The sequence below is a fragment of the Synechococcus sp. PCC 6312 genome, from assembly GCF_000316685.1.
Classification (GTDB): domain Bacteria; phylum Cyanobacteriota; class Cyanobacteriia; order Thermosynechococcales; family Thermosynechococcaceae; genus Pseudocalidococcus.
The window spans coordinates 2,535,202-2,555,482 of the sequence record NC_019680.1 but is presented as its reverse complement, the minus strand read 5'-3'; the positions used below and the strand labels follow the sequence as shown (position 1 = coordinate 2,555,482).

General features: G+C 48.7%; 22 protein-coding genes and 1 tRNA gene. 14 read left to right on the top strand and 9 right to left on the bottom strand.

Translation table 11 applies throughout. The features are described 5' to 3' along the window. The first annotated feature begins 158 nt into the window (after window positions 1–158). On the top strand, window positions 159–668 hold the full coding sequence (locus tag SYN6312_RS12475; protein WP_015125247.1) for a hypothetical protein: 510 nt from the start codon (window positions 159–161) through the stop codon (window positions 666–668). A gap of 118 nt (window positions 669–786) precedes the next feature. Next, window positions 787–1,443, top strand: a complete 657-nt coding sequence (locus SYN6312_RS12470) for a bifunctional 4-hydroxy-2-oxoglutarate aldolase/2-dehydro-3-deoxy-phosphogluconate aldolase (RefSeq protein WP_015125246.1) — start codon at window positions 787–789, stop codon at window positions 1,441–1,443. On the opposite strand, the gene SYN6312_RS12465 is transcribed toward SYN6312_RS12470, so the two are convergent. Beyond that, window positions 1,337–2,056, bottom strand: a complete 720-nt coding sequence (locus SYN6312_RS12465; RefSeq protein WP_015125245.1) for a DUF1997 domain-containing protein — start codon at window positions 2,054–2,056, stop codon at window positions 1,337–1,339. The genes SYN6312_RS12470 and SYN6312_RS12465 overlap by 107 nt on opposite strands. Before the next feature lie 213 nt (window positions 2,057–2,269). Between SYN6312_RS12465 and SYN6312_RS12460 the strand changes: the two genes are divergently transcribed. From SYN6312_RS12460 to SYN6312_RS12450, 3 genes are all read left to right on the top strand, one after another. Continuing rightward, window positions 2,270–2,977 carry a pentapeptide repeat-containing protein gene (locus SYN6312_RS12460; protein WP_253276347.1) on the top strand — a complete coding sequence of 236 codons (708 nt, stop codon included), beginning with the start codon at window positions 2,270–2,272 and terminating at the stop codon, window positions 2,975–2,977. 5 nt (window positions 2,978–2,982) lie between these two features. Further along, on the top strand, window positions 2,983–3,798 hold the full coding sequence (locus SYN6312_RS12455) for a SirB1 family protein (RefSeq protein ID WP_015125243.1): 816 nt from the start codon (window positions 2,983–2,985) through the stop codon (window positions 3,796–3,798). 208 nt (window positions 3,799–4,006) lie between these two features. Then, the gene (locus SYN6312_RS12450; protein WP_015125242.1) at window positions 4,007–4,474 is read left to right on the top strand and encodes a hypothetical protein; all 468 of its coding nucleotides are present in this window, start codon (window positions 4,007–4,009) and stop codon (window positions 4,472–4,474) included. A gap of 95 nt (window positions 4,475–4,569) precedes the next feature. Here SYN6312_RS12450 and dxr read toward each other — a convergent pair whose 3' ends face one another. Then, complete coding sequence (gene dxr, locus SYN6312_RS12445) at window positions 4,570–5,754, bottom strand: 1-deoxy-D-xylulose-5-phosphate reductoisomerase (RefSeq protein ID WP_015125241.1); 1,185 nt, start codon at window positions 5,752–5,754, stop codon at window positions 4,570–4,572. Window positions 5,755–6,234: 480 nt separating this feature from the next. Here dxr and SYN6312_RS12440 point away from each other — a divergent pair, with 480 nt between their 5' ends. Then, window positions 6,235–6,837, top strand: coding sequence for an L-threonylcarbamoyladenylate synthase (locus tag SYN6312_RS12440; RefSeq protein ID WP_015125240.1), 603 nt, complete (start codon window positions 6,235–6,237; stop codon window positions 6,835–6,837). An 8-nt stretch (window positions 6,838–6,845) separates the two neighbouring features. On the opposite strand, the gene SYN6312_RS12435 is transcribed toward SYN6312_RS12440, so the two are convergent. Then, window positions 6,846–7,268 (bottom strand): DUF4359 domain-containing protein, encoded by a 423-nt coding sequence (locus SYN6312_RS12435; protein WP_015125239.1) that lies wholly within the window; start codon window positions 7,266–7,268, stop codon window positions 6,846–6,848. Between the two features lie 41 nt (window positions 7,269–7,309). Between SYN6312_RS12435 and SYN6312_RS12430 the strand changes: the two genes are divergently transcribed. The 4 genes from SYN6312_RS12430 (at window position 7,310) to SYN6312_RS12420 (ending at window position 9,438) form a co-directional block, all read left to right on the top strand. Next, a tRNA-His gene (locus tag SYN6312_RS12430) sits at window positions 7,310–7,382 on the top strand. Between the two features lie 290 nt (window positions 7,383–7,672). Continuing rightward, entirely contained in the window at window positions 7,673–7,993 is a 321-nt protein-coding gene (locus tag SYN6312_RS19405; protein ID WP_015125238.1) for a DUF2188 domain-containing protein, read from the top strand. After that, complete coding sequence (locus SYN6312_RS19020; protein ID WP_015125237.1) at window positions 7,971–8,300, top strand: type II toxin-antitoxin system PemK/MazF family toxin; 330 nt, start codon at window positions 7,971–7,973, stop codon at window positions 8,298–8,300. Before SYN6312_RS19405 ends, SYN6312_RS19020 begins: the two co-directional genes overlap by 23 nt. Window positions 8,301–8,646: 346 nt before the next feature. Beyond that, entirely contained in the window at window positions 8,647–9,438 is a 792-nt protein-coding gene (locus SYN6312_RS12420; protein WP_015125236.1) for a hypothetical protein, read from the top strand. Window positions 9,439–9,612: 174 nt separating this feature from the next. Here the strand turns inward: SYN6312_RS12420 and SYN6312_RS12415 are convergent, their stop codons facing one another. After that, the gene (locus SYN6312_RS12415) at window positions 9,613–10,095 is read right to left on the bottom strand and encodes a DUF29 domain-containing protein (protein WP_015125235.1); all 483 of its coding nucleotides are present in this window, start codon (window positions 10,093–10,095) and stop codon (window positions 9,613–9,615) included. Between the two features lie 213 nt (window positions 10,096–10,308). Between SYN6312_RS12415 and SYN6312_RS12410 the strand changes: the two genes are divergently transcribed. The 4 genes from SYN6312_RS12410 to SYN6312_RS12395 all read left to right on the top strand — a co-directional run bounded on the left by SYN6312_RS12410 (window position 10,309) and on the right by SYN6312_RS12395 (window position 16,461). After that, on the top strand, window positions 10,309–13,029 hold the full coding sequence (locus tag SYN6312_RS12410) for a valine--tRNA ligase (RefSeq protein WP_015125234.1): 2,721 nt from the start codon (window positions 10,309–10,311) through the stop codon (window positions 13,027–13,029). Window positions 13,030–13,333: 304 nt separating this feature from the next. Then, window positions 13,334–14,353 carry a catalase family peroxidase gene (locus tag SYN6312_RS12405; protein ID WP_253276346.1) on the top strand — a complete coding sequence of 340 codons (1,020 nt, stop codon included), beginning with the start codon at window positions 13,334–13,336 and terminating at the stop codon, window positions 14,351–14,353. A 276-nt stretch (window positions 14,354–14,629) separates the two neighbouring features. Beyond that, window positions 14,630–15,019 (top strand): GFA family protein, encoded by a 390-nt coding sequence (locus SYN6312_RS12400; protein ID WP_015125232.1) that lies wholly within the window; start codon window positions 14,630–14,632, stop codon window positions 15,017–15,019. A gap of 98 nt (window positions 15,020–15,117) precedes the next feature. Next, window positions 15,118–16,461 (top strand): TldD/PmbA family protein, encoded by a 1,344-nt coding sequence (locus SYN6312_RS12395; RefSeq protein ID WP_015125231.1) that lies wholly within the window; start codon window positions 15,118–15,120, stop codon window positions 16,459–16,461. 21 nt (window positions 16,462–16,482) lie between these two features. Here the strand turns inward: SYN6312_RS12395 and SYN6312_RS12390 are convergent, their stop codons facing one another. From SYN6312_RS12390 to hslO, 5 genes are all read right to left on the bottom strand, one after another. Next, window positions 16,483–16,941 carry a cupin domain-containing protein gene (locus tag SYN6312_RS12390; RefSeq protein WP_015125230.1) on the bottom strand — a complete coding sequence of 153 codons (459 nt, stop codon included), beginning with the start codon at window positions 16,939–16,941 and terminating at the stop codon, window positions 16,483–16,485. 125 nt (window positions 16,942–17,066) lie between these two features. Then, entirely contained in the window at window positions 17,067–17,303 is a 237-nt protein-coding gene (locus SYN6312_RS12385) for an MGMT family protein (protein WP_216594147.1), read from the bottom strand. Between the two features lie 134 nt (window positions 17,304–17,437). After that, window positions 17,438–18,718 carry an efflux RND transporter periplasmic adaptor subunit gene (locus SYN6312_RS12380; protein ID WP_015125229.1) on the bottom strand — a complete coding sequence of 427 codons (1,281 nt, stop codon included), beginning with the start codon at window positions 18,716–18,718 and terminating at the stop codon, window positions 17,438–17,440. Between the two features lie 149 nt (window positions 18,719–18,867). Next, window positions 18,868–19,116 carry a Ycf34 family protein gene (locus tag SYN6312_RS12375; RefSeq protein WP_041430846.1) on the bottom strand — a complete coding sequence of 83 codons (249 nt, stop codon included), beginning with the start codon at window positions 19,114–19,116 and terminating at the stop codon, window positions 18,868–18,870. A 138-nt stretch (window positions 19,117–19,254) separates the two neighbouring features. Beyond that, complete coding sequence (hslO, locus tag SYN6312_RS12370; protein WP_015125227.1) at window positions 19,255–20,163, bottom strand: Hsp33 family molecular chaperone HslO; 909 nt, start codon at window positions 20,161–20,163, stop codon at window positions 19,255–19,257. Window positions 20,164–20,281: the final 118 nt, after the last annotated feature.

The window sequence follows — 20,281 nt, the reverse complement described above, 5'->3', positions numbered from 1 at the left end:
GGAACCTACCTCAGGATCAATACAAATGATGATTTTTTAACGATTTTCCATGACACTACCCTAAACTCAGTTTGCAAGAATAAGAGAGTCATCGGCCGAGTTTTTTAGAGGATGGTCTGTGAGTAGAGTTTTATCGTGATTGTAGGAGTGACCTGTTTGTGAATTATCTTGTGGCTACGTTTCCAGAGCGATTTTCTGCTGAAGCTGCTTATACCACCCTTGAATTGGCTGATTATCCCCAAGAGCGCGTTAGTGTTTACGGGGGCGGGTACAAGACTATTGATCAACTCCAGGCCCTCTATGATCCTTTTTTAGGGGCACGGCGGGAAATGCAACGAATGCTGGTCTGGTTAGTCCCCTTTGGCTTCTTTGCAGGATTTACTTTTAACCAAGTCACCCAAATTCAAATTCTTGAAGGATTCAGTGCCTTAGATAACAGCATCATCGGCGGAATTTTTGGCGCAATTGCCGGGGGCCTGGGCAGTTTAACCGTTGGGGGGGGCTTAAAAGTTATCCTAAGCGGCAAATCGGGGACTCCCTTTCAGGCGCGATTACTCCAGGGGAATTATTTGATTGTGGTGACGGGGAACGAAACCCAAGTCCGCCAGGCCGAGCGACTCTTACAAAACCAATCTCCTCTGTATCTCCAGGCCTATGAGGATGAGTAATCTCCCCTTGGCTATTCCTATAACTAAAAAATTAAGACCGTCCTCCTAACTTGTTTTCAGCAGTCAAGCGTCTAATTTACCGGCGCGAGATTGTTCTCCCATCCCAACCCCCTCGTCCATGTCCTCCTTTCCCCAACAACCGTTGATTGCTGTGATTCGGGCTGAAACTCCCCACCAGGCCCAACAAATGGCCGAAACCGTTGCCCAAGCTGGTCTGACACTGATTGAAATTACCTGGAACACCCCCCAGGCCCCCCAGGTCATTAGCCAACTGCGGGCCCGATTACCCAGGTGTCAGATTGGGACAGGGACGATCTTGCAAGCCGATGAGTTAAGGGATGCTGTTGCCGCTGGGAGTCAGTTTATTTTTACCCCCCATGTTGATAGGACCCTGATCCAGCAAGCCTGTGCCGCCCAAATTCCAATCATTCCCGGTGCCTTAACCCCCAGTGAAATTATCCAGGCCTGGGCTACGGGGGCCACCTGTGTCAAAGTTTTTCCAATTCAGGCGGTGGGGGGAGTGAATTACCTGCGCGCCTTACAAGGGCCATTGGGGCATATTCCCTTAATTCCCACCGGCGGGGTGAACCTAGACAATGCCCAAGACTTTCTCCAGGCCGGGGCCATTGCTGTCGGTTTATCCAGTAGTTTATTTCCGAAACACTTAGTTATAGATCAGGATTGGGCGGCAATTTATCAATTAGCGGTGCAACTGCAGACCCGTTTGGGGAGGGCAGGTGAGTTGCATGAAACCGTTGCCGATGGGGACGTTTAGCCAGTTTTAAGCCCAGGGTGTTGTGAAAATCATCCTGAACCTTAGCCGTGAGGCGATGGGAGACCTGTTTGACAATTTGGGCCAAAATCCGATCCCCAGTGGACTGTAACAACCGCTGCGGCAAGTGATAAATAAACCGGGGAAAAACAATCTCAACCCCCAACTCCAAATCCCAGGTCACATGGGTATAGTCCCGTACATTCAACGCTAGCAATTCCTGATCATGGGCATCAACTGAGCGGGGAATCAGCAGCATCGCGGCCTGGAAATCCACCTCATAATTCAAATAGGGCTGATCCGGCACTGGAATAGTTTGAATCCGATACACCCGATCATTTTCCGGCAAAAGATTCAAACCAATTTTCGGCTCGACGGTATAACCAAAGGAACCAAACCGGCCAATGGTTAGGATATAGCCCGTCTGACCAATCGGTTCGGCCTGCATCGGGTGGGCACAGCGGACAAACCATCCCTGATGGGCATCTAAATAGGCCTCAACCTCTGGGACTGGGGCATACATTTCCATCCAGCCTTTGAAACTTGTCCGAAACGTGAGTGGCTCCAAGGGGGACATCTCGGTTTCCGGGGCCTGGGGATGTTCAGAGGTGGACATCGATTACACAGAAGACTCAGCACAGGTGACTACAATCTTAGCGGCTTTATTCAATGTCCCAATTTAAATTTGCTTATCAATAGCCAGAGAACTACTGAACTAAAATCCGCCTCCGTCACCCTACATATCCGGGTGGAGAACTGACTCAGACTTCCATAATGATGGCAAAATTAAGAGTTGACGTGGTTCTAACTCAACCATTAATGTGTTGATTTGTCTCTTTTCGTCAACTTAGCAGTACTGTTTAGTCTTTCATCCCCAGCCATGCCGAACGCTGAGCATCTCAACATTTTGGAGCAAGGATGCCAGGCCTGGAACCATTGGCGAGAGCAATCTCCAGGGGTTAAGCCGGATCTAGGACAAGCTGATCTGACCGGGACTGACCTCGCTTGTTTTAATCTGAGTCATACCAATCTGGAATCAGCCTTACTGGCGGGGGCCGATCTCCGGGGAGCTTACTTAGCCTCAGCCTACCTCTACCACGCCAATCTTTACATGGCTGACCTGATTGAAGCCAATTTAAGTGGGGCCTGCTTGGCCTGGGCCACCTTGGCGGGCAGCGATCTCTATCGGGCTGACCTTTCCTTAGCGGATTTACGGGATGCCAACTTAGTTGGAGCCTTAATTCGCCGCGCCAACCTATCCGCCGCGACCCTAGAACGGGCCAATCTGACGCGAGCTAATTGCCTCCAGGCCAACCTGATGCAAACCAACCTCAGCCAGTCCATCCTAACTGAAGCCGTTCTAGAGTCCGCCAGCTTGATTGATGCCAACCTAACAAATGCCATTCTCGTGGAAGCCAACCTGATTAAAACCAATGCCTGTCGGGCCAACTTTCGGGGGGCCAATCTCAGTCATGCCGAAATCGAGAAGACTAGTTTTCGGGGTGCAACGATGCCTGATGGTCGCCTTTACCCCTAGAGACTATGGAACTTTCACCCACTCGTCGCCACTTTTTTCGCACTCTTCATCAGTCTCCCCTGAATTTAGTCACAGCCGCCCTATACATTGCACAAGAAGAATATCCCAATCTAGTCATTGAAGACTACGTTGATCAACTCGAATCTATGGGGCAATCAGTTAAAAAACGCCTCCCCACAGAACGTTATCCCCTGCGGATTATTGGCGCGATTAATGACTATCTTTATGGTGAATTAGGTTTTTCTGGTAATACCGCCGACTATTACAACCCGGACAATAGTTTTCTCAACCGTGTCCTAGAGCAGCGAACGGGCATCCCCATTACCTTGGCGTTAGTCTATTTAGACGTTGCCCGCCGCGTTGATTTTCCCATGGTGGGAGTCGGATTTCCGGGACATTTTTTAATTCGCCCCGATCTGCCCGATGTCGAAATCCATATTGATGTCTTTAATAACGGCGAAATTTTGTTTGCCCAGGATTGCCAGGCCCGCTTGGAGGAAATTTTTCAACAGGCTGTTCCCTTGCGCCCAGAATTTTTCCAGGTCGTCACTCCTCAGCAATTCTTAATTCGCCTGCTCAGTAACCTGAAGCGGATCTATTTGGAGCGGCGAGATTTGGAACGATCCCTAGGGGCAGTGGAGCGGATTCTCCTCGTGTCTCCCCAGTCCGTGGATGAATTGCGAGATCGGGGGATTTTGTCCTACCACTTGGGTCGCTGGCGTGAGGCTAAGGCAGATTTACTGGACTATTTGGCTACCCGCCCCTCCTTAGAACAGCAGGCTATGGTTCAAGATATTTTGCGGCAAATTATTGATGATTAACTGGAGATTAAATGACGGCATAAAAGTGGCCAGCCTATGCCAGTTGGGCCGGATTAAAAGTCAATTATAAACCTGCACATCCAATCCGCATATTTCTATGTCTGACTTCTAAAGTAAAAATGGAGCCTAGAGTTGGGCCGCTATTAAGCTCAACATGGGGTACTTAGTTGTATTGTTCTTAGTCGCCCCCTACCAAAGGAGCAAGATCATGGGTGTGAGATTGACCACAGTATTAGCCACGGCACTCTTGGCCTGGAGTGGGAGCACCGTTGTCGCCCAGGCCCAAAGCCGTAATTTTAATCCTGCGGAAATACCCATCAATCAACCGATTATCCCCGAAGCGGCAACCCGGATCGATGGAGAAACAACCTTTTGGGATGATGTCGCCACTCTGGAAGGGGATGCCATCTTTGTGTTTGGAGCCCCAACCTACAAAGATAACGATATTTTCTGGACAGGCAAACGGGTCAATGCCCTCTATCGTGATCTTTTGCGTCAGCAAGCTTCACCGAGTATTGCCCGGACTCCTGATTTAGATACCCCCTTCTGCGAAACCATGGCGGGTCAAATGCCCCCTTGCCAAGTCTCTGTGCAACCCCCCATGACCCCACCCCCACCAGTATATTATCCACCTGTCTATCAACCCCCTGCCCGGCCTGTGCCCGCCCGCTTCTAGGAAGCCTCGGCAACAAACTCCAAATCTAGGGGAGAAAGCTTTGGTTTGAGAACAATCTGGCTGTGGCTATCTCCCTTATTGTTTTGGGCTAAGCCTCAAATCAGTACCGGGGGTTTGGCTGTTTTGGCCTTATCCCGCACCGTGGCCCGGGCCCACTGATCGGCATGGAGAATATCTGCCAGGCCTGGAGCTTGGATGTTTTGGTGCTCAAATTGGCTACAGGTTAGTTCAATTAAGCGAGGAATATCTAGAAAATCAACTTGACCATCCAAAAATAGAGCTACTGCCTGTTCGTTGGCCGCATTCAGCACCGCGGGCATTGCTCCTCCAGCTCGGCCAGCCCCATAGGCCAAGTTCATACAGGGGTATTTTTGGTGGTCGGGAGTTCGGAAGGTTAAATCTCCAGACTTGACCAAATCTAAGGGAGACCAATCTGTAGCAACTCGCTCCGGCCAAGACAAGGCGTAGAGCAATGGCAAGCGCATATCTGGCCAACCTAACTGAGCCAATACCGAGGTATCTTGTAACTCAATTAAGGAATGAATAATGCTTTGGGGATGAATCACAATATCAATCTGGTCATAACTGGCCCCAAATAAATAGTGAGCCTCAATGACTTCCAGGCCCTTGTTCATAAGGGTTGCTGAATCCACCGTAATTTTGGGCCCCATAGACCAGTTGGGATGTTTGAGGGCATCGGCGACAGTGACTTGACTCAGGTTTTCCACCGGCCAATCCCGAAATGCCCCCCCCGATGCTGTCAGGATGATCCGCCGTAAGCCCCCGGTCGGAACCCCTTGTAAACATTGGAAAATGGCCGAATGTTCCGAATCCGCTGGCAGTAGCTTGACACCATACTCCTCAATCAAAGGCAGCACCACTGGCCCACCGGCAATCAGGGTTTCTTTATTCGCCAGAGCAATATCCTTTCCCGCCTTAATCGCCGCAATTGTGGGTAATAATCCGGCACAGCCAACAATTCCTGTCACCACGGCCTGGGCATCGCCATAGGCGGCCACTTCGGCAATCCCCTCGGCTCCAAAAACAATTTTGGGTAAGGAATCTAAACCTACGAGTCCATCTAACAAGTCTTGTTTTTGGTTGGGGTCAGCAATGCTAATGATTTCTGGACAAAACTGCCGTACCTGGGGAATGAATAACTCTAAGTTCCGACCAGCCGCCAGGCCAACGATCCGAAACTTATCTGGGTGATGGGCAACAATATCCAGGGTTTGAGTGCCAATCGAGCCAGTTGAGCCTAAAAGTGTAATTGCTTTCACCGTGGTTTCTGCCGCCCTTAATCAAATTTTCACATCCCATATCTACAAGGGATTAGGCCCCGCGCGCAATGGGGAACCTGATTTGGGTGAATCACCTAGGTGACGATTAATTTTAGTTGAGATCATAGAATTGCTCCACCGACTTGCGCCTTGAGGGGGTAGGAGTTTCTGGAACGGCCGGATACATCAGAAGCTGACAATTACACTAATCTCTACGCTAAAATTTGTGATACGGCTAACAAAGCAGATACGGAAACTATTGCTAGCCACAATTGCCGCAGCCTGAAAAGAACTCAATCAACCCAATCCTATATTATTCATCGTTGTCCTATGTCTATGTACACTCAATCCTTGAAGTCTTCCCTGTTTTTGACGGCTTGTGCCTTGATTGTTTCCTTAATTATTTCTTTCCTAGTATCCTTTTAGTCACTGACTCCGCCACAAAACGGACGGTTTTTTTGACTCTGCTTAAGGGCAATCATGGCTACAATTTCTTTTTTGGCTCTAATCGCTGCGGTGCGCTCCGGTGAACACCTGATTAGCTTTCCGACAGATACGGTGCCTGCCTTGGCCTGCCGTCCAGATCAAGCCGGATTAATTTACCAGGCCAAGCAACGCCAGTCCGATAAGCCTCTCATTCTCATGGGAGCGTCTCCAGAAAGTTTGTGGCCCTATGTTGAAGGGAGTCCCCAGGCCTGGGAGATTTGGCAATCCATTGCAGCAACCTATTGGCCAGGCGCGTTAACCCTTGTTCTCCCTGCTAGCCCTCGCTTACCCCCAGCCATGAACCCGGAAAATCCAACCACCATTGGCCTGCGGATTCCCAATTCAGATATGGCTCGAGATATTCTTAACCAGACTGGCCCCTTGGCAACCACCAGCATCAATCGTTCTGGGCAGCCTCCCTTATTAACCTACCTAGAAATTCAGAAACACTTTCCCCAGGTTTTTACCGTATCCGAGGACTCCTGGCCACCTGCCCCAGAAGCAGCGATACCTTCAACGGTGATTAAATGGAACGGCACTGGCTGGGTTTGCTTGCGGCAAGGTAGCATTCCCGGTGAAAAATTCCTTCAGGTATAGGATAGGAATTATTGCAGTAAATAAATCTGTCCCAAAAAGCCAATGGCCCAAATCTTTTTACGGGTTACCGCTGGCAACTCTGTTGTATAAAGACTCACCAGGCCAAGATTATGGCGCGTTGTATGGTAGCCAATCAGTTCCTTGAGGGGGTGTTGCCCTTGTTGAAGGAGGGATTGACAGCCTTGTTGAACAAACTGCCCTAGCCCCAAACGATCGGTTGTTGAGGTTGGCGAGCAAAATTGAGTTTCTAACTGACTCAGGGCCTGGTGACTGAGATAGGTTTCATAGGCAGCTTGATCCGGGTTTGTCAGTGTTGCAACCACACTAAATCCAACCAGACCCAAGCTCAGCACGACCACCCAGGCCAAGCTTTTGGGACGAGACTGCCGCGGCGGTAGGGGATGAGCAGAAATAAGTGAAGGACGATCCATGATTAAGTATCTGGTATAATCAGAGATTAGCAACATCTGCGGCGAGCGTAGCCAAGTGGTTAAGGCAGTGGATTGTGGTTCCACCACTCGTGGGTTCGAGTCCCATCGTTCGCCCTCTTAAAATTTCCCTGACTTCACTCAGTCTATCCAAATCTAATCGTCGAGCAGAAAACTCTTAAGTTTATTTAAGTTTTGTAAAGATTGTTTGGGATCTCCATAGATTCCGATCTTGGTCGTATTTTCTATGTCAACTATCCAGAGGAAACGCATACTCAAGCCGCAAGTATCCGAAAGTCGTTTTGATTTCAGTCTCACCGACACGGAGGCTAAATGGCAGCAACTCTAGGAAACTCACCAGGCCGGGCCAGTTAGAATAAATCAGCTATTAATTTCCTACATGACACATGACTAAGAAAAATAGCGTTTCCACTCAGGAAAATCCAACCTATCATGTCCGCCCCAGGCCTGGTGGTGGTTGGCAGGTAAAACAAGAAGGAACTAGAAAAACTATTAAAGCCTTTTTAACCCAGAAAGAGGCTATTCAATTTGCACGTGGCCTGGCCCATGAAGTAGGTGGACGAGTGGATATCCATCACCGAAAAAAAGTTCCTGGTAAATTACCTAAGAATAATGCTGAGTTTTGGTTAGGTGCTAGTCAGACATCGCTGGATGCAGTTTGGGATAATGACGAGGATGATGTCTATGCCAAATTACTCGAAACATGATGTCATCCTGGTACGCTATCCATTTTCAGATTTGACGAGTTCTAAGGTAAGGCCTGCAGTTGTTATCAGCCCACCAAATCTATCTCAGGATATTTTTATTACTCCACTCACGAGCAAAATAGCATCACTCCTTGCGGGAGAGTTTATCCTTCAAGAATGGTCATTAGCTGGGTTGAATGTTGTGACTGCTGTAAAAAGAGGTATTTATACGGTACATAAAAGTTTAGTTATTAAGGTCATTGGTCAATTAGGAGAAGCTGATATGAGGCATCTTGGGGCATCGTTACGAAGTTGGTTAGATTTATAAGCGCTTTCCTGGGTATTGCAGTGAACAAATGGATCAATGGAAGCCAAATGGTAACAACTCTGGGAAACGCACCAGGCCCGTTAGAATAAGTAACTAAGTAAGCCCACAAAGACCCATGACCAAGAAAAATAGCAGTCCCACAAAAGAAAATCCAACCTATCATGTTCGCCCCAGGCCTGGTGGTGATTGGCAAGTCAAACAAGAAAGAATCAGAAAAACCATCCAAGCCTTTTTAAGGCGATCCAATTTGCGCGTGGCTTGGCTAATGATTCTTAAGAAGTCCCTACCTTAACTGGGTTTGCTAAAATAGGTTGACTTGATCACGTTAAAGTCTGTAGTAAGTGCTGTGGAAGATCAAAAGGGTATTCCCATATATTTAGATAAAGCTAAACGAAAGCTTTCTAATTTGGCAACAGAAGAAGCAAAGATTAATGATTGGCATCCATCAAATACTCCTGCCCTACATCTTTGGCGATGCTTTGATGCGCTAGAAGATATTAATAATCTATTAATGCCTACCGCTATTCTAAAGGACGCAGAACAATCTCGCCGCCGAGCCAAATTATTAGTAACTCCTTTATACTCACTTTGTGTATCAATTCGAGATTTATGTAACTATTTGCAATCTGCACCTGAGATGAGAAGTAAATCTAATAAAGCTCAGATGAAAACGATTAATAAAACTCTTGAAGATTTCCTAAAAGTTGTCCCTCTTGATAAAACAAGTGCCATTCGGGGTGTGAGAGATCGGTTATCAGCTCATGTAGATAGATTAATGCCTTATGAAGCTAAAAACATTTTTGACAGGGCAAAAAATCACGAAATAGGTACTTGGCTACATCAATGTATCCTCACATTGAGCCAGCTATTACCCCTCGATGTATACGGATGGACTACTGATGACTGTCCTGAAGGTTATGTTCGTATAATGAGTGTCGAACCTATGTTGGTTACCTTTAAACTTGAAGATAATAAGCCAACTATGCTTGCGGGGCTGCATATTTCATCGTCACCTAAGAAGCAAATATTAGAAACTTGCAATAAAGTTCTTAAAACTTCAAGATGGATGTTTCGTAAGGGTGATCAATACATTCTTTCTCTCACAGAAGAGACTATAAGCCTTAAAGAATCTATATAACGCAATCGCTCCTCCACAGAAGATAATTGATTCCCCGGCAGCTAGGTAAAATAGGTGAGCATTATTGAGTTTGCCGCCTCCATGACCACAACTGCCCCTCTACCTAGCCAATACACCCCCCAGGCCACGGAAGCCAAATGGTAAGAACTCTGGGGAACCCACCAAGCCTTCCAATTAGATGGGCAACCAGTCTGCATCAAGGGCCTGGTCGAGGGTAAATTTGGGTTCTTCAGGAACTAACACGGCGGGTAAATTGCTAGCATCCAGGAAAAGGTCACGTCCATTCCGGTACTGGGTATTAAATTCAGATTCCAGAAATCGTTTTAAACTTGGGCTATTTTCCAATAATTTGTGAAGCTCAATCCGAAAGTTTCTAATTTCCCGCCGCCACCCAGGATAACAATGCTCCCGCTCCGAATCCCAGTATTTGATCTTGAGTAAATGTTCGCAAATCCGCATGAGATAACTAGCCGCAGCATTTTTATGACTTTTACCCAAATCGCTAATTTCCTCAATTAGATTTTCTAAATCAAGTTCTGAAAAGACCTGAGACTCTAGTTGACGGACTGTTTTTTCAAGCCAGATCAGATAATCTTGCTCATATAACGATGGGACAGATGTTAGCTCTGCTGGAGATCGTGAAGGGTTAGCAACCATAAATTAATGACCAAATTCTTGCGGGGTCTTCAGCCCAGGCCTGATCGGATGGAAAACGACTGTCCTGACTCTAACCCAGTCCCCAAAAAGACTCAACATTCTTCCAAAAACTAACAAAGTAAAAGGATCGGTGAGTCACCTAAGCCTCCCAATCCCAACCAGGCCAGCGGCCGCCAGGTAAAATAGGTGAGCATTATTGAGTTTGCCGCCTCCATGACCACACCTGCCCCTCTGCCCAGTCAATACACCCCCCAGGCCACGGAAGCCAAATGGCAAACCCTCTGGGAAACTCACCAGGCCTTTCAAGCGGATCCAAACCATCCCGGTGAACCCTACTGTATTGTGATTCCGCCGCCAAACGTCACGGGCAGTTTGCACATGGGTCATGCCTTTGAACACGCCTTGATTGATGTTCTGATTCGCTATCACCGGATGATTGGGCGCAATACGCTTTGGTTGCCGGGAACGGATCATGCCAGCATTGCCGTGAGTACGATTTTGGATCGGGAATTAACGGCGGCGGGGAAAGCTCGGGAGGATGTTGGTCGGGAAAAATATTTAGAGCGGGCCTGGGCCTGGAAAGAAGAATCGGGTGGGACGATTGTCGGGCAACTGCGGCGGCTGGGCCTCTCCGTGGATTGGAGTCGGGAGCGATTCACGATGGATGCGGGCCTGTCAGCGGCGGTATTAGAGGCGTTTGTCCAGCTTTATGAGGATGGCCTGATCTACCGGGGGCAATACATGGTCAACTGGTGTCCGGCCAGTCAATCCGCAGTTTCCGATTTAGAAGTAGAAAACATCGAAGTAGCGGGGCATTTGTGGCATTTTCGCTATCCGTTGGCTGATGGTTCTGGCTATTTAGAAGTGGCAACAACCCGGCCGGAAACGATGTTGGGGGATACGGCGGTGGCAGTGAATCCTGAGGATACCCGCTATACCCAATTAGTCGGAAAAACATTGATCTTGCCGTTGATGAACCGGGAAATTCCGATCATTGCCGATAGTTATGTGGATCCGAGTTTTGGGACAGGTTGTGTCAAGGTGACACCGGCCCATGATCCCAATGATTTTGCCATGGGTGAACGCCACAATTTACCGATGATTAATTTGCTCAATAAAGATGGCACATTGAATGAAAACGCTGGAGAGTTTGTCGGCTTAGATCGGTTTGTCGCTCGGAAGAAAGTCGTTGAAGCATTAGAACAGCAAGGCTTTTTAGTTCGAGTTGAAGATTATAAGCATACCGTTCCCTACAGTGATCGGGGCAAAGTTCCGGTTGAACCACTCTTATCAACCCAATGGTTTGTTAAAATTCGCCCCTTAGCCGATCACACGCTACATGAATTAGATGACAATAACTCCCCTCGGTTTATTCCAGAACGCTGGACAAAAGTATATCGGGATTGGCTTGTCAACTTAAAAGATTGGTGTATTTCTCGTCAACTGTGGTGGGGGCATCAAATCCCGGCCTGGTATGTGGTTAGTGAAACTAATGGGGAAATTACAGATCACACTCCCTTTATTGTCACCAAGAGTCAGGCCGAGGCGGAAAAAACAGCTAAAGCTCAATTTGGTAATGACATTACCCTCGAACAAGACCCCGATGTGCTAGATACCTGGTTTTCTTCAGGACTTTGGCCGTTTTCCACATTAGGTTGGCCCGAGAAAACCATTGATTTTGACACCTATTATCCCAATGCCACCCTCGTTACAGGGTTTGACATTATCTTTTTCTGGGTCGCCCGGATGACCTTAATGGCCGGATATTTCACGAAAAAAATGCCTTTTTCTGATGTTTATATCCATGGCCTGGTGCGGGATGAAAACAACAAGAAAATGTCAAAATCCTCGAATAATGGCATTGATCCGCTGCTGTTGATTAATAAATATGGGACGGATGCTCTACGTTATACCTTGGTCAAAGAAGTCGTCGGGGCGGGTCAAGATATTCGGATGGAGTACAACCGCAAAACCGATGAATCGGCTACTGTCGAAGCCTCACGCAACTTTGCCAATAAACTCTGGAATGCCTCCCGCTTTGTCTTGCTGAATTTAGGTGAGCAAACCCCAGGCCAGTTAGGTTCTCCTGATCCAACTCAATTAGAATTAGCCGACCGCTGGTTATTATCCAAACTCAATCAACTGATTAAAACCACCCGTGAGCAAATTGATCAGTATGGGTTAGGGGAAGCATCCAAGGGCTTGTATGAATTTATTTGGGGTGATTTTTGCGATTGGTATATTGAACTGGTTAAGCCCCGCCTGCAAGGAGAAGATTCTGTTAGTAAAACCACCGCCCAACAGGTACTCGCTCAGGGCCTGGAAACAACCCTGAAACTGTTTCATCCCTTCATGCCCCACATCACCGAGGAAATTTGGCACAGTCTCACCCAGGCCCCGGACACAACCTATTTAGCCTTGCAACCTTATCCAGAACCAGATTTAAGCTTGATTGATGGGGAATTGGAAGCGAATTTCACGTTGATCATGGAAACGATTCGTACCATTCGCAATTTACGCTCTGAGGCAGGCATTAAACCCGGCCTGAAAATTACCACCATTCTCCAAGGCCAAAACCCAGACGAGTTAGCCGTTCTCAAATCCGGTCAAGCCTATATTGAACATTTAGCCCGTGTGGAAACCTTGACCATTACATCTGAATCAGCGGCCAATGAGAAAGTCTTTGCGGGTGTGGTTGGAACTGTGGAAGTTCTGATTCCGTTGGCGGGTGTTGTAGATGTGTCAGCCCTACAGGAGAAATTAACCAAAGACCTGCAAAAAGTCACCCAGGAAATTGAATCGGTGCAAAAACGGTTAGGCAATCCGGGATTTGTCGCTAAAGCCAAGCCAGAAGTAGTCGAAGGAGCCAAAGCTGCGTTATCTGCGGCTGAACAACAAGCCAAAATTCTCCAGGCCCGCTTAGGGAGGTTATAGCTCATGACAGAATCAAAAGCATTTTTTGGGGGATGTCATTTCAAACACTACCTAAACTGGCATTTGGAATCGGAGAAAGTTTTGAACCACTAAGGGGGTTTAGTACAGGAGCCGATGCCATGCTGTAACCCGGTCTTATACCAACTGAGATTCAGATTACGAACAGCCACTGATACGTTGACATGAACCGGTAAACTGCTTAACTTAAAGTCCACGTCGCAAGATAGTACAAAAAATCGCTAGAATAACCGTTGTTTATTTTTTGTGGACTAGGGTTAGGTTCTAAGCAATGGGAAAATATATCGTGCCAGTCAAGTTTAAGATTCGCTTGAAGCAAATTCTTGTCGTTTTCTTGGCGGTCGCAACATCCTTAAGTGCCATCACGCTCAGCTTTGCGGCCACAGGAGTCACCCCAGAGCAAGTCATCGCTGCAGTTGAGGGGACATTTGGGGTTAACCCAGGCCAGCGGCGGAACCATATCAAAGGGGTTTGTGCATCTGGGGAATTTATTGGCAGTGCTGAAGGTCGTAAATATTCGCGTTCTCCACTATTCTCAGGGCAACCCATTCCCGTTGTTGCTAGGTTTTCATTAGCAGGTGGCAATCCAAAGGCCCCAGATACCGCTAAAAGTGCGCGGGGATTAGCCCTCCAGTTTCAGCTACCCAACGGGAAATTCCACCAGATGGCGATGCTAAACACCCCGATTTTTGGGGCTGCTCAACCGCAAACATTCTATGACCTAATGATCGCCATGAAGCCCGACCCCGCCACAGGTAAACCTAATCCAGAGGCCCTCAAAGCGTTCAAAGAGAGTCACCCGGATAATCTCGCCCAGGCCCAATACTTAGCCAATAACAATCCCCCTACTAGCTATGCCAATAGTTCTTACTGGGGGATTCATACCTTCAAATTTATCAACCGGGCAAACAAAACAACCCTTGTCCGTTGGCAATTTGTCCCCCAAGATGGTGAGCAACGGCTGTCTGACGAGCAATTAAAATCATCACCTGCTAACTTTCTTGAAAAAGCCCTGATTGACCGGACACAAAACGGCCCCGTGCGCTGGGACATGATTGCTACGATTGGCCAGCCCAATGATGAGCAGAACAACCCCACGATTGCTTGGCCGGAAAATCGGAAACAGGTAAAAGTTGGAACCCTGACCCTAACCAAGGCAGCACCTCAACCCGGCCAGGCCTGTGAAGCTATTAACTTTGATCCTCTAATTCTGAGCGATGGTGTGCAGCCAACCAATGATCCAATCTTGCTCTTTCGTTCTGGAGCCTATGCAATTTCTTATGGGAAGCGGCAAGCAGGAAACTAAACTGAAGCGGGGATTTAGTCCAGTCTTATGCCGATTGGGAGAACATTAGCCCCCAGTAATAAACCATATGTGGTTTGGGTTGATCTTGATAAACTCAATTTGAATCCCTGCGCTCCTGGCTTGACCCTTAAATCCAGACAACTTAGAGCTATCGGGCAACTTCACCACACGATTTCAACTAGCGGATAAACTCCCATTTAAAGAAATTCTCTTGGGGTCTGAGTTAAACTTGGATTGCCGAATATTGCCTCGTCCTTCTTTGCAAGGTTATAAATCATGGCAGAAGCGAAAACATTTACCGGAGGATGTCACTGCCAGGCCATCAGGTTTCGAGTCACGGTGCGCAAATTCCAGGCCGTGGATTGTAATTGTTCCATTTGCAGTAAAAAAGGCTTTTTGCATTTGATTGTGCCACCGGAAGATTTTGAATTACTCCAAGGTGAGGATCACTTAGCTACTTACACGTTTAATACCGGCATTGCTAAACATTACTTCTGCAAAACCTGTGGCATTCATTCCTTTTATCGCCCCCGTTCCCACCCCAATGATTACGATGTCAACCTTCGTTGCTTAGATGACTGGTGGCAGCCGGAAGTCCAGGCCCAGTTTGAAATTAAACCCTTTGATGGCCAAAACTGGGAGCAGCGGGTGGATGGGATTCGCTAAGTCCTGAGTCTAGATGGCTCATTTCCTCTGGGGCAGTCATCCCTTCCCAACAAAGCAAGTTAGGATCAAAAACAACGTGAAATAAAGTGGAGTTCTCCTTGTTTGCCTTGCCACCCGAACAACTGGCCGCCCAATTCCAAACCCTGAGTCAGGCACTCCTCAATGAACTACAGGCTGATGAGCATCTATTTCTGGCCATTCGGGGTGAAAATAGCCAATTTATCCGCTTTAACCAGGCCAAAGTCCGCCAAACTGGAACTGTCAGCGATGCCCAACTGACCCTAACCCTCATCCACAACGAGCGCACCGCCCAGGCCAGCCTCCCCTTTACCAGCAATCCAGAGCTTGACCTGAGCCGGAGTCGCTACGCCCTGCACCAACTGCGCCAAGAACTGCCCCAACTTCCCCCCGACCCCTACATTGTTTTGCCCCAGAACTTTGGCTCCAGTCGTGACTATCACCCCGGTCAACTTTTAGAGCCAGAAACAGCCGTCACCGCCATTCTTGCGCCAGTCCAAGATTTAGACTTTACGGGCCTTTACGCCGGGGGACTAATTTTTCGGGGCAACAGTAACTCTGCTGGTCAACACCATTGGTTTGCGACAGAAACCTTCACCCTCGACTATTCCTTGATCACGGGGACTGGTAAAGCCGTCAAAGCCATTCAGGCCGGTTCTGTTTGGTCAGAGTCTCGCTATCAGGCCCAAATCGCTGCAGCCCGGCCCCAACTGCAAATCCTGGAGCAGCCCGGCAAAACCATTCTTCCTGGTCAATATCGGACCTATCTGGCCCCAGCCGCAACCGCCGAACTCGTAGGGATGTTATCTTGGGGAGCCGTGAGTGAAGCCGCCCTGCGCCAAGGAGAAAGTGCCTTTGCCCCACTGCGGGATGGAAAACATCTCTCCCCCAAGTTCTCTCTCAGTGAAAACTTCCGACACGGACAAGTCCCCCGTTTCAATGATCAAGGAGAATTTGCCCCTGAAGAGTTACCCATCATTGCATCCGGTCGCCTAGTAAATACCTTAGTCAATAGTCGGACCGCCAAAGAATATGGCCTGGATAGTAATGGAGCCGCTGCCAGTGAAGGACTTCGGGCCCCGGAAGTGGGCGTTGGGCAGTTAAATGCCGCAGAAGTTTTAAAAAATCTGAATACCGGCCTATATTTGAGCAATTTGCACTATCTCAACTGGAGTGATCGTCCCCAAGGTCGGATCACCGGGATGACTCGTTACGCCTGTTTTTGGGTTGAAGCTGGGGAAATTGTCGCCCCGATTCAAGACTTGCGCTTTGATGAAAGTCTCTATAACTGCTTTGGAGAGAACTTAGTTGACCTGACCCAAACCCAAGACTACATTGCCCATACCGATACCTATGAACATCGGGCTTTAGGGGGAAGTTTAGTACCCGGCCTGTTGGTGGATAACTTTACCTTTACGCTTTAGGGCGGTTGGGGTTAACCGAGCTTATTTATCCTCAACTAGAATCCGTTCCGGTTGCCCTGCCACATGAACCCGAAAGACAATTGCCCGAGCGGCTTGATCGGTTGTGTAGGGAGCATGAATCACCTTGGGCGGAATGACCACTGTTTCCCCAGCCCTAACAATCCGGTCCGGTTTTCCCTCCTCCACATGGACGACCTCTCCTTCAATCACATAGATAAACTCCTCCCCTGGATGGTAGTGGCGCGGCAAGCGTGAATTGGGAGGAATAATCACATCGGAAATAATCACCTCTACTCCCTCGGCCATGGCGGTTGGGGCCCGGAGCATTTCATTGGAGCCAGGCTTGAGGCTGTTGGGATAGGGGGCAGGGGGAGTAAGGGCAGTGGTGGGATTGTTATGGGGATGAGCGGCGGCAGGGCGAATACTGATCACAGAACACAGGGTCAGTAAACCCACACCCATGAGCCAAGACTGTTTCATCCTCTCACCCCGAAACAAGATTGTTTTGATGATATAGCATTACCGATTCCAGCCAAATGACGCGTAATCTGGTGCTTAGACTAAAGTAAGCTAGAGCAGATTATTTGTTCCTATGGGAGGCTACGTCAACAGGGTTGTGGTCGCACTTGACGGGAAATCCCACTGTTGAGATCATCTGCGGCAATAAAGTATTCGGCAAAATTGACAATCTCCCGTTTCCCTTGGAAAAACAGGCCTTCCTGTTCTAGAGCAAGTTTCTGAGTTTCGGCTTTGGCGGGATGAGGGGCTGTGATTTGGCCTGGAGCGGCAACCACTCGATACCAAGGAATGACATCTCTTTCAGCAGGACTCAGGGCTGTCAAAGTGGAGATCACCCGCAAAAAACGAGTAGTCTCCTCGCCAAGAAACGCTTAACGGCCTTTTCCTGTTGTATTGGCAACCTGACAATCATTAATCCCTGCCTCAAGACCTTGCCCTGATCCAGGCCACAGTGCTCCTAGCTATCTTGCTTGGGTCGCAGTTGCTTGGGAAAATCAACAAAAATCACATCCTCGGCCTGGAGACCTTCAAGGACTTGGGTTTGATCCTCAATGCTAGAGCCCGTGGTAATTGGCCGAAAGACAGGTTTTTGATCGGGCCCAGGCACATAGACTCCCGTTTTCCCCTTTTCAGTGGCAATGGCAACCGTGGGAATCAGCAGGGCATTGGGGAGGGATTGACCGATAAAGACTAGATCTACGTTCATCCCGGAGCGCAGCTTGTCCAGGCCAGTGCGAATCTTGACACGGACTTGAAAGAACGTCACATTTTGCTCAACCACAGCTTCTGGAGCGACGAGGCGAACATCCCCGCTAAAGGTTTGATCGGGGAATGCATCAGCGACAATATCCACCGGCATCCCCAGCTTGATTTGGCCAATATCCACTTCTGGGACTTGGGCAATCACTTCCAACCCCTCGGCAATGGCAACAATGGAGGTTGAGGTGGCAGAGGTGGTGGAGGAAGCACTTGTGGTTGGGGTGACAAACGCGCCGGGAGTGGCATATTTTTGGGTAATAATTCCGCTAAAGGGGGCCCGAATCACCGTATCGGCTAACACGACTTTGGCGGCCTCAACCTGGGCTTTAGATGCGGCAACCTGGGCATTGGCTTGGCGAATATCCTCGACCCTGGCCCCTTCCCGGAGCAAATCCAGGCGTTTACGAGCTTCTTGAAGACTGGCAGCGGTGGCATCATTGTCAGCAATTAAGGCATCTAAACTATCGCGACTAATGGCCCCCTCTGCGGCTAAGGTTTGATTGCGTTTTAAGCGTTCTTGGGCCAACTTCATCCGGGCCTGGGCCGCAGTGACTTGGTTTTGGGCCTGGGCAATTTCTTGGCGGCGATTCCCGGCCTGGGTGCGATCTCGGCGGGCTATGGCATCGGCAAGTTGGGCCTGGGCAAGGTCTAATTGGGCCTGGGCATCCCGAGGATCCATCCGAGCAATAATTTCCCCTTTTTTAACCAAATCTCCCTGTTCCACATACAGTTGGGCCAGTTGACCCGAGTTTTTGGGGCTAATATTGACGGTTTGAATGGGCACAACCTTGCCGCTGGCCGTAATCCGTAAGGTCAAATTATCCCCGCGTTGGACAGCAACCGTGTAGGGAGCCAGATCTAACTTGTGACTCGAGTGGCTCACCCATATCCCACCAGCGGCTATGATCACCCCAGCCAGACCCAGACCCAGCAACCAAGGCAATGGTCGCTTGACTTTACCTACCCAAGGAATATACATACCCCTACCTGTTTCACGGGCTAACCCTCCCATTGTAAATTTTCTTTACACTTCTGGAGCCAGTCCCAAGGGGATATTTTTCCTCAGCCATAGAGGTTGTTAGTACCAGAAAGTAGAGTTCTGCCAATGATTCAGGTGGCTGGCAACATTTAGGTTGGAATCAATTCCCCCGGCCGTAAGCGCGACCATCGCCCCGCCTCTAGCTGAAAACTGGCGCAGCCAATGACATCCCATTCCAGTTGAATTTCTTCACCAAAGGTACGGATATTGACATTAATCGTGGGTTGATCGGGTTCAAAACTCGGCTCATCAGTGAGATGGGGTTGTTGGTGCTGCTCTTCCACGGCGTAATAGGTTGTGCAGCGATCCACAAAGGCACAGTTGACACAAATACACATCATCATGCCCTCCAAGTAAAGGGTGTCAGGTAGGCATTGCCTTATCAGGAGACTACTGCCACTCTAGCGAATCTTTTGTAAATCTGCCCCAGGGCTGGGGGGGCGTTAATCCAGTTATTTAGTAAACTCCTAAAGTCCCTAACTTGAGGTGGCTGTTTCCTGTTGCAGTTCTGCCAATAATTGTTCAAGTTCCCTACTATTAGCGTGATAAACCTCGTTACAAAAATGGCAGGTAGCCTCAGCAAATGTTTCAGTCATGAGGATATCCTTGAGTTCTGCTTCCCCGAGGATTTTTAAGGCTCCCAGCATCCGTTCATGGGTACAACCACAGTGAAACCGTAATAATTGATTTTGCGGCAGAATTTTCAAGTCCAGATCCCCCAACAACTGCTCAAACATTTCCGGGAGAGTTTTGCCCGCTCGCAGCATCGGCGTAAAGCCCTGCAAGGCCGCCACCCGTGATTCCAAGGTTGCAATTAATGCCTCATTCTCCACGGCCTGGGGCAGAATTTGCAGTAAGATTCCCCCGGCGGCTTCAGTGCCATTTTGGCCGACAAAAACCCCTAACATCAGGGCCGAAGGTGTTTGTTCAGAGGTTGCTAAATAATAGGTAACATCATCGCCAATTTCCCCTGAGACGAGTTCCACGGTGCTGGAGTAGGGATAGCCGTAGCCAATATCGCGGATGACATAGAGAAAGCCAGAAGCCCCGACTGCACCACCCACATCTAACTTGCCAGATTGATTGGGGGGTAATTCAATCTCTGGGTTTTGGACATAGCCGCGCACCGTGCCATCACAGCCTGCATCCGCAAAGACAATTCCGAGGGGGCCATTGCCTTGAACTCGAATATTAACTCGGGCCTGGGGCTGTTTCATGTTGGAGGCTAACAGTAATCCGGCGGCCATTGTTCTACCTAGAGCGGCGGTAGCAACATAGGAAAGTTGGTGGCGTTGGCGAGCCTCTTCCGTGAGACGAGTTGTGATCACTCCCACAGCCCGGATTCCTTCAGCAGCAGCAGTGGCACGGATCAGTTGATCGGGCATTGTTACATTCCTTCATATTTCCCTAGATTTATCTTGGCATTTTTAGCCCCATTTCCCCAGGCCTGGGGGAGCAAGAATCCCTGATCTCACGTTTTTCTGGGTGGCTGAATCATTGATC

What these genes read in the sequence shown, in the direction of transcription:
- SYN6312_RS12465 (WP_015125245.1), bottom strand. Translation starts at nt 2,056, where the DNA reads ATGTCCACCTCTGAACATCCCCAGGCCCCGGAAACCGAGATGTCCCCC.
- SYN6312_RS12410 (WP_015125234.1), top strand. Translation starts at nt 10,309, where the DNA reads ATGACCACACCTGCCCCTCTGCCCAGTCAATACACCCCCCAGGCCACG.
- SYN6312_RS12375 (WP_041430846.1), bottom strand. Translation starts at nt 19,116, where the DNA reads ATGTGTATTTGTGTCAACTGTGCCTTTGTGGATCGCTGCACAACCTAT.
- SYN6312_RS12390 (WP_015125230.1), bottom strand. Translation starts at nt 16,941, where the DNA reads ATGAAACAGTCTTGGCTCATGGGTGTGGGTTTACTGACCCTGTGTTCT.
- SYN6312_RS12400 (WP_015125232.1), top strand. Translation starts at nt 14,630, where the DNA reads ATGGCAGAAGCGAAAACATTTACCGGAGGATGTCACTGCCAGGCCATC.
- hslO (WP_015125227.1), bottom strand. Translation starts at nt 20,163, where the DNA reads ATGCCCGATCAACTGATCCGTGCCACTGCTGCTGCTGAAGGAATCCGG.
- SYN6312_RS12380 (WP_015125229.1), bottom strand. Translation starts at nt 18,718, where the DNA reads ATGTATATTCCTTGGGTAGGTAAAGTCAAGCGACCATTGCCTTGGTTG.
- SYN6312_RS12470 (WP_015125246.1), top strand. Translation starts at nt 787, where the DNA reads ATGTCCTCCTTTCCCCAACAACCGTTGATTGCTGTGATTCGGGCTGAA.
- SYN6312_RS12435 (WP_015125239.1), bottom strand. Translation starts at nt 7,268, where the DNA reads ATGGATCGTCCTTCACTTATTTCTGCTCATCCCCTACCGCCGCGGCAG.
- SYN6312_RS19020 (WP_015125237.1), top strand. Translation starts at nt 7,971, where the DNA reads ATGCCAAATTACTCGAAACATGATGTCATCCTGGTACGCTATCCATTT.
- SYN6312_RS12415 (WP_015125235.1), bottom strand. Translation starts at nt 10,095, where the DNA reads ATGGTTGCTAACCCTTCACGATCTCCAGCAGAGCTAACATCTGTCCCA.
- SYN6312_RS12450 (WP_015125242.1), top strand. Translation starts at nt 4,007, where the DNA reads ATGGGTGTGAGATTGACCACAGTATTAGCCACGGCACTCTTGGCCTGG.
- SYN6312_RS19405 (WP_015125238.1), top strand. Translation starts at nt 7,673, where the DNA reads ATGACTAAGAAAAATAGCGTTTCCACTCAGGAAAATCCAACCTATCAT.
- SYN6312_RS12440 (WP_015125240.1), top strand. Translation starts at nt 6,235, where the DNA reads ATGGCTACAATTTCTTTTTTGGCTCTAATCGCTGCGGTGCGCTCCGGT.
- SYN6312_RS12455 (WP_015125243.1), top strand. Translation starts at nt 2,983, where the DNA reads ATGGAACTTTCACCCACTCGTCGCCACTTTTTTCGCACTCTTCATCAG.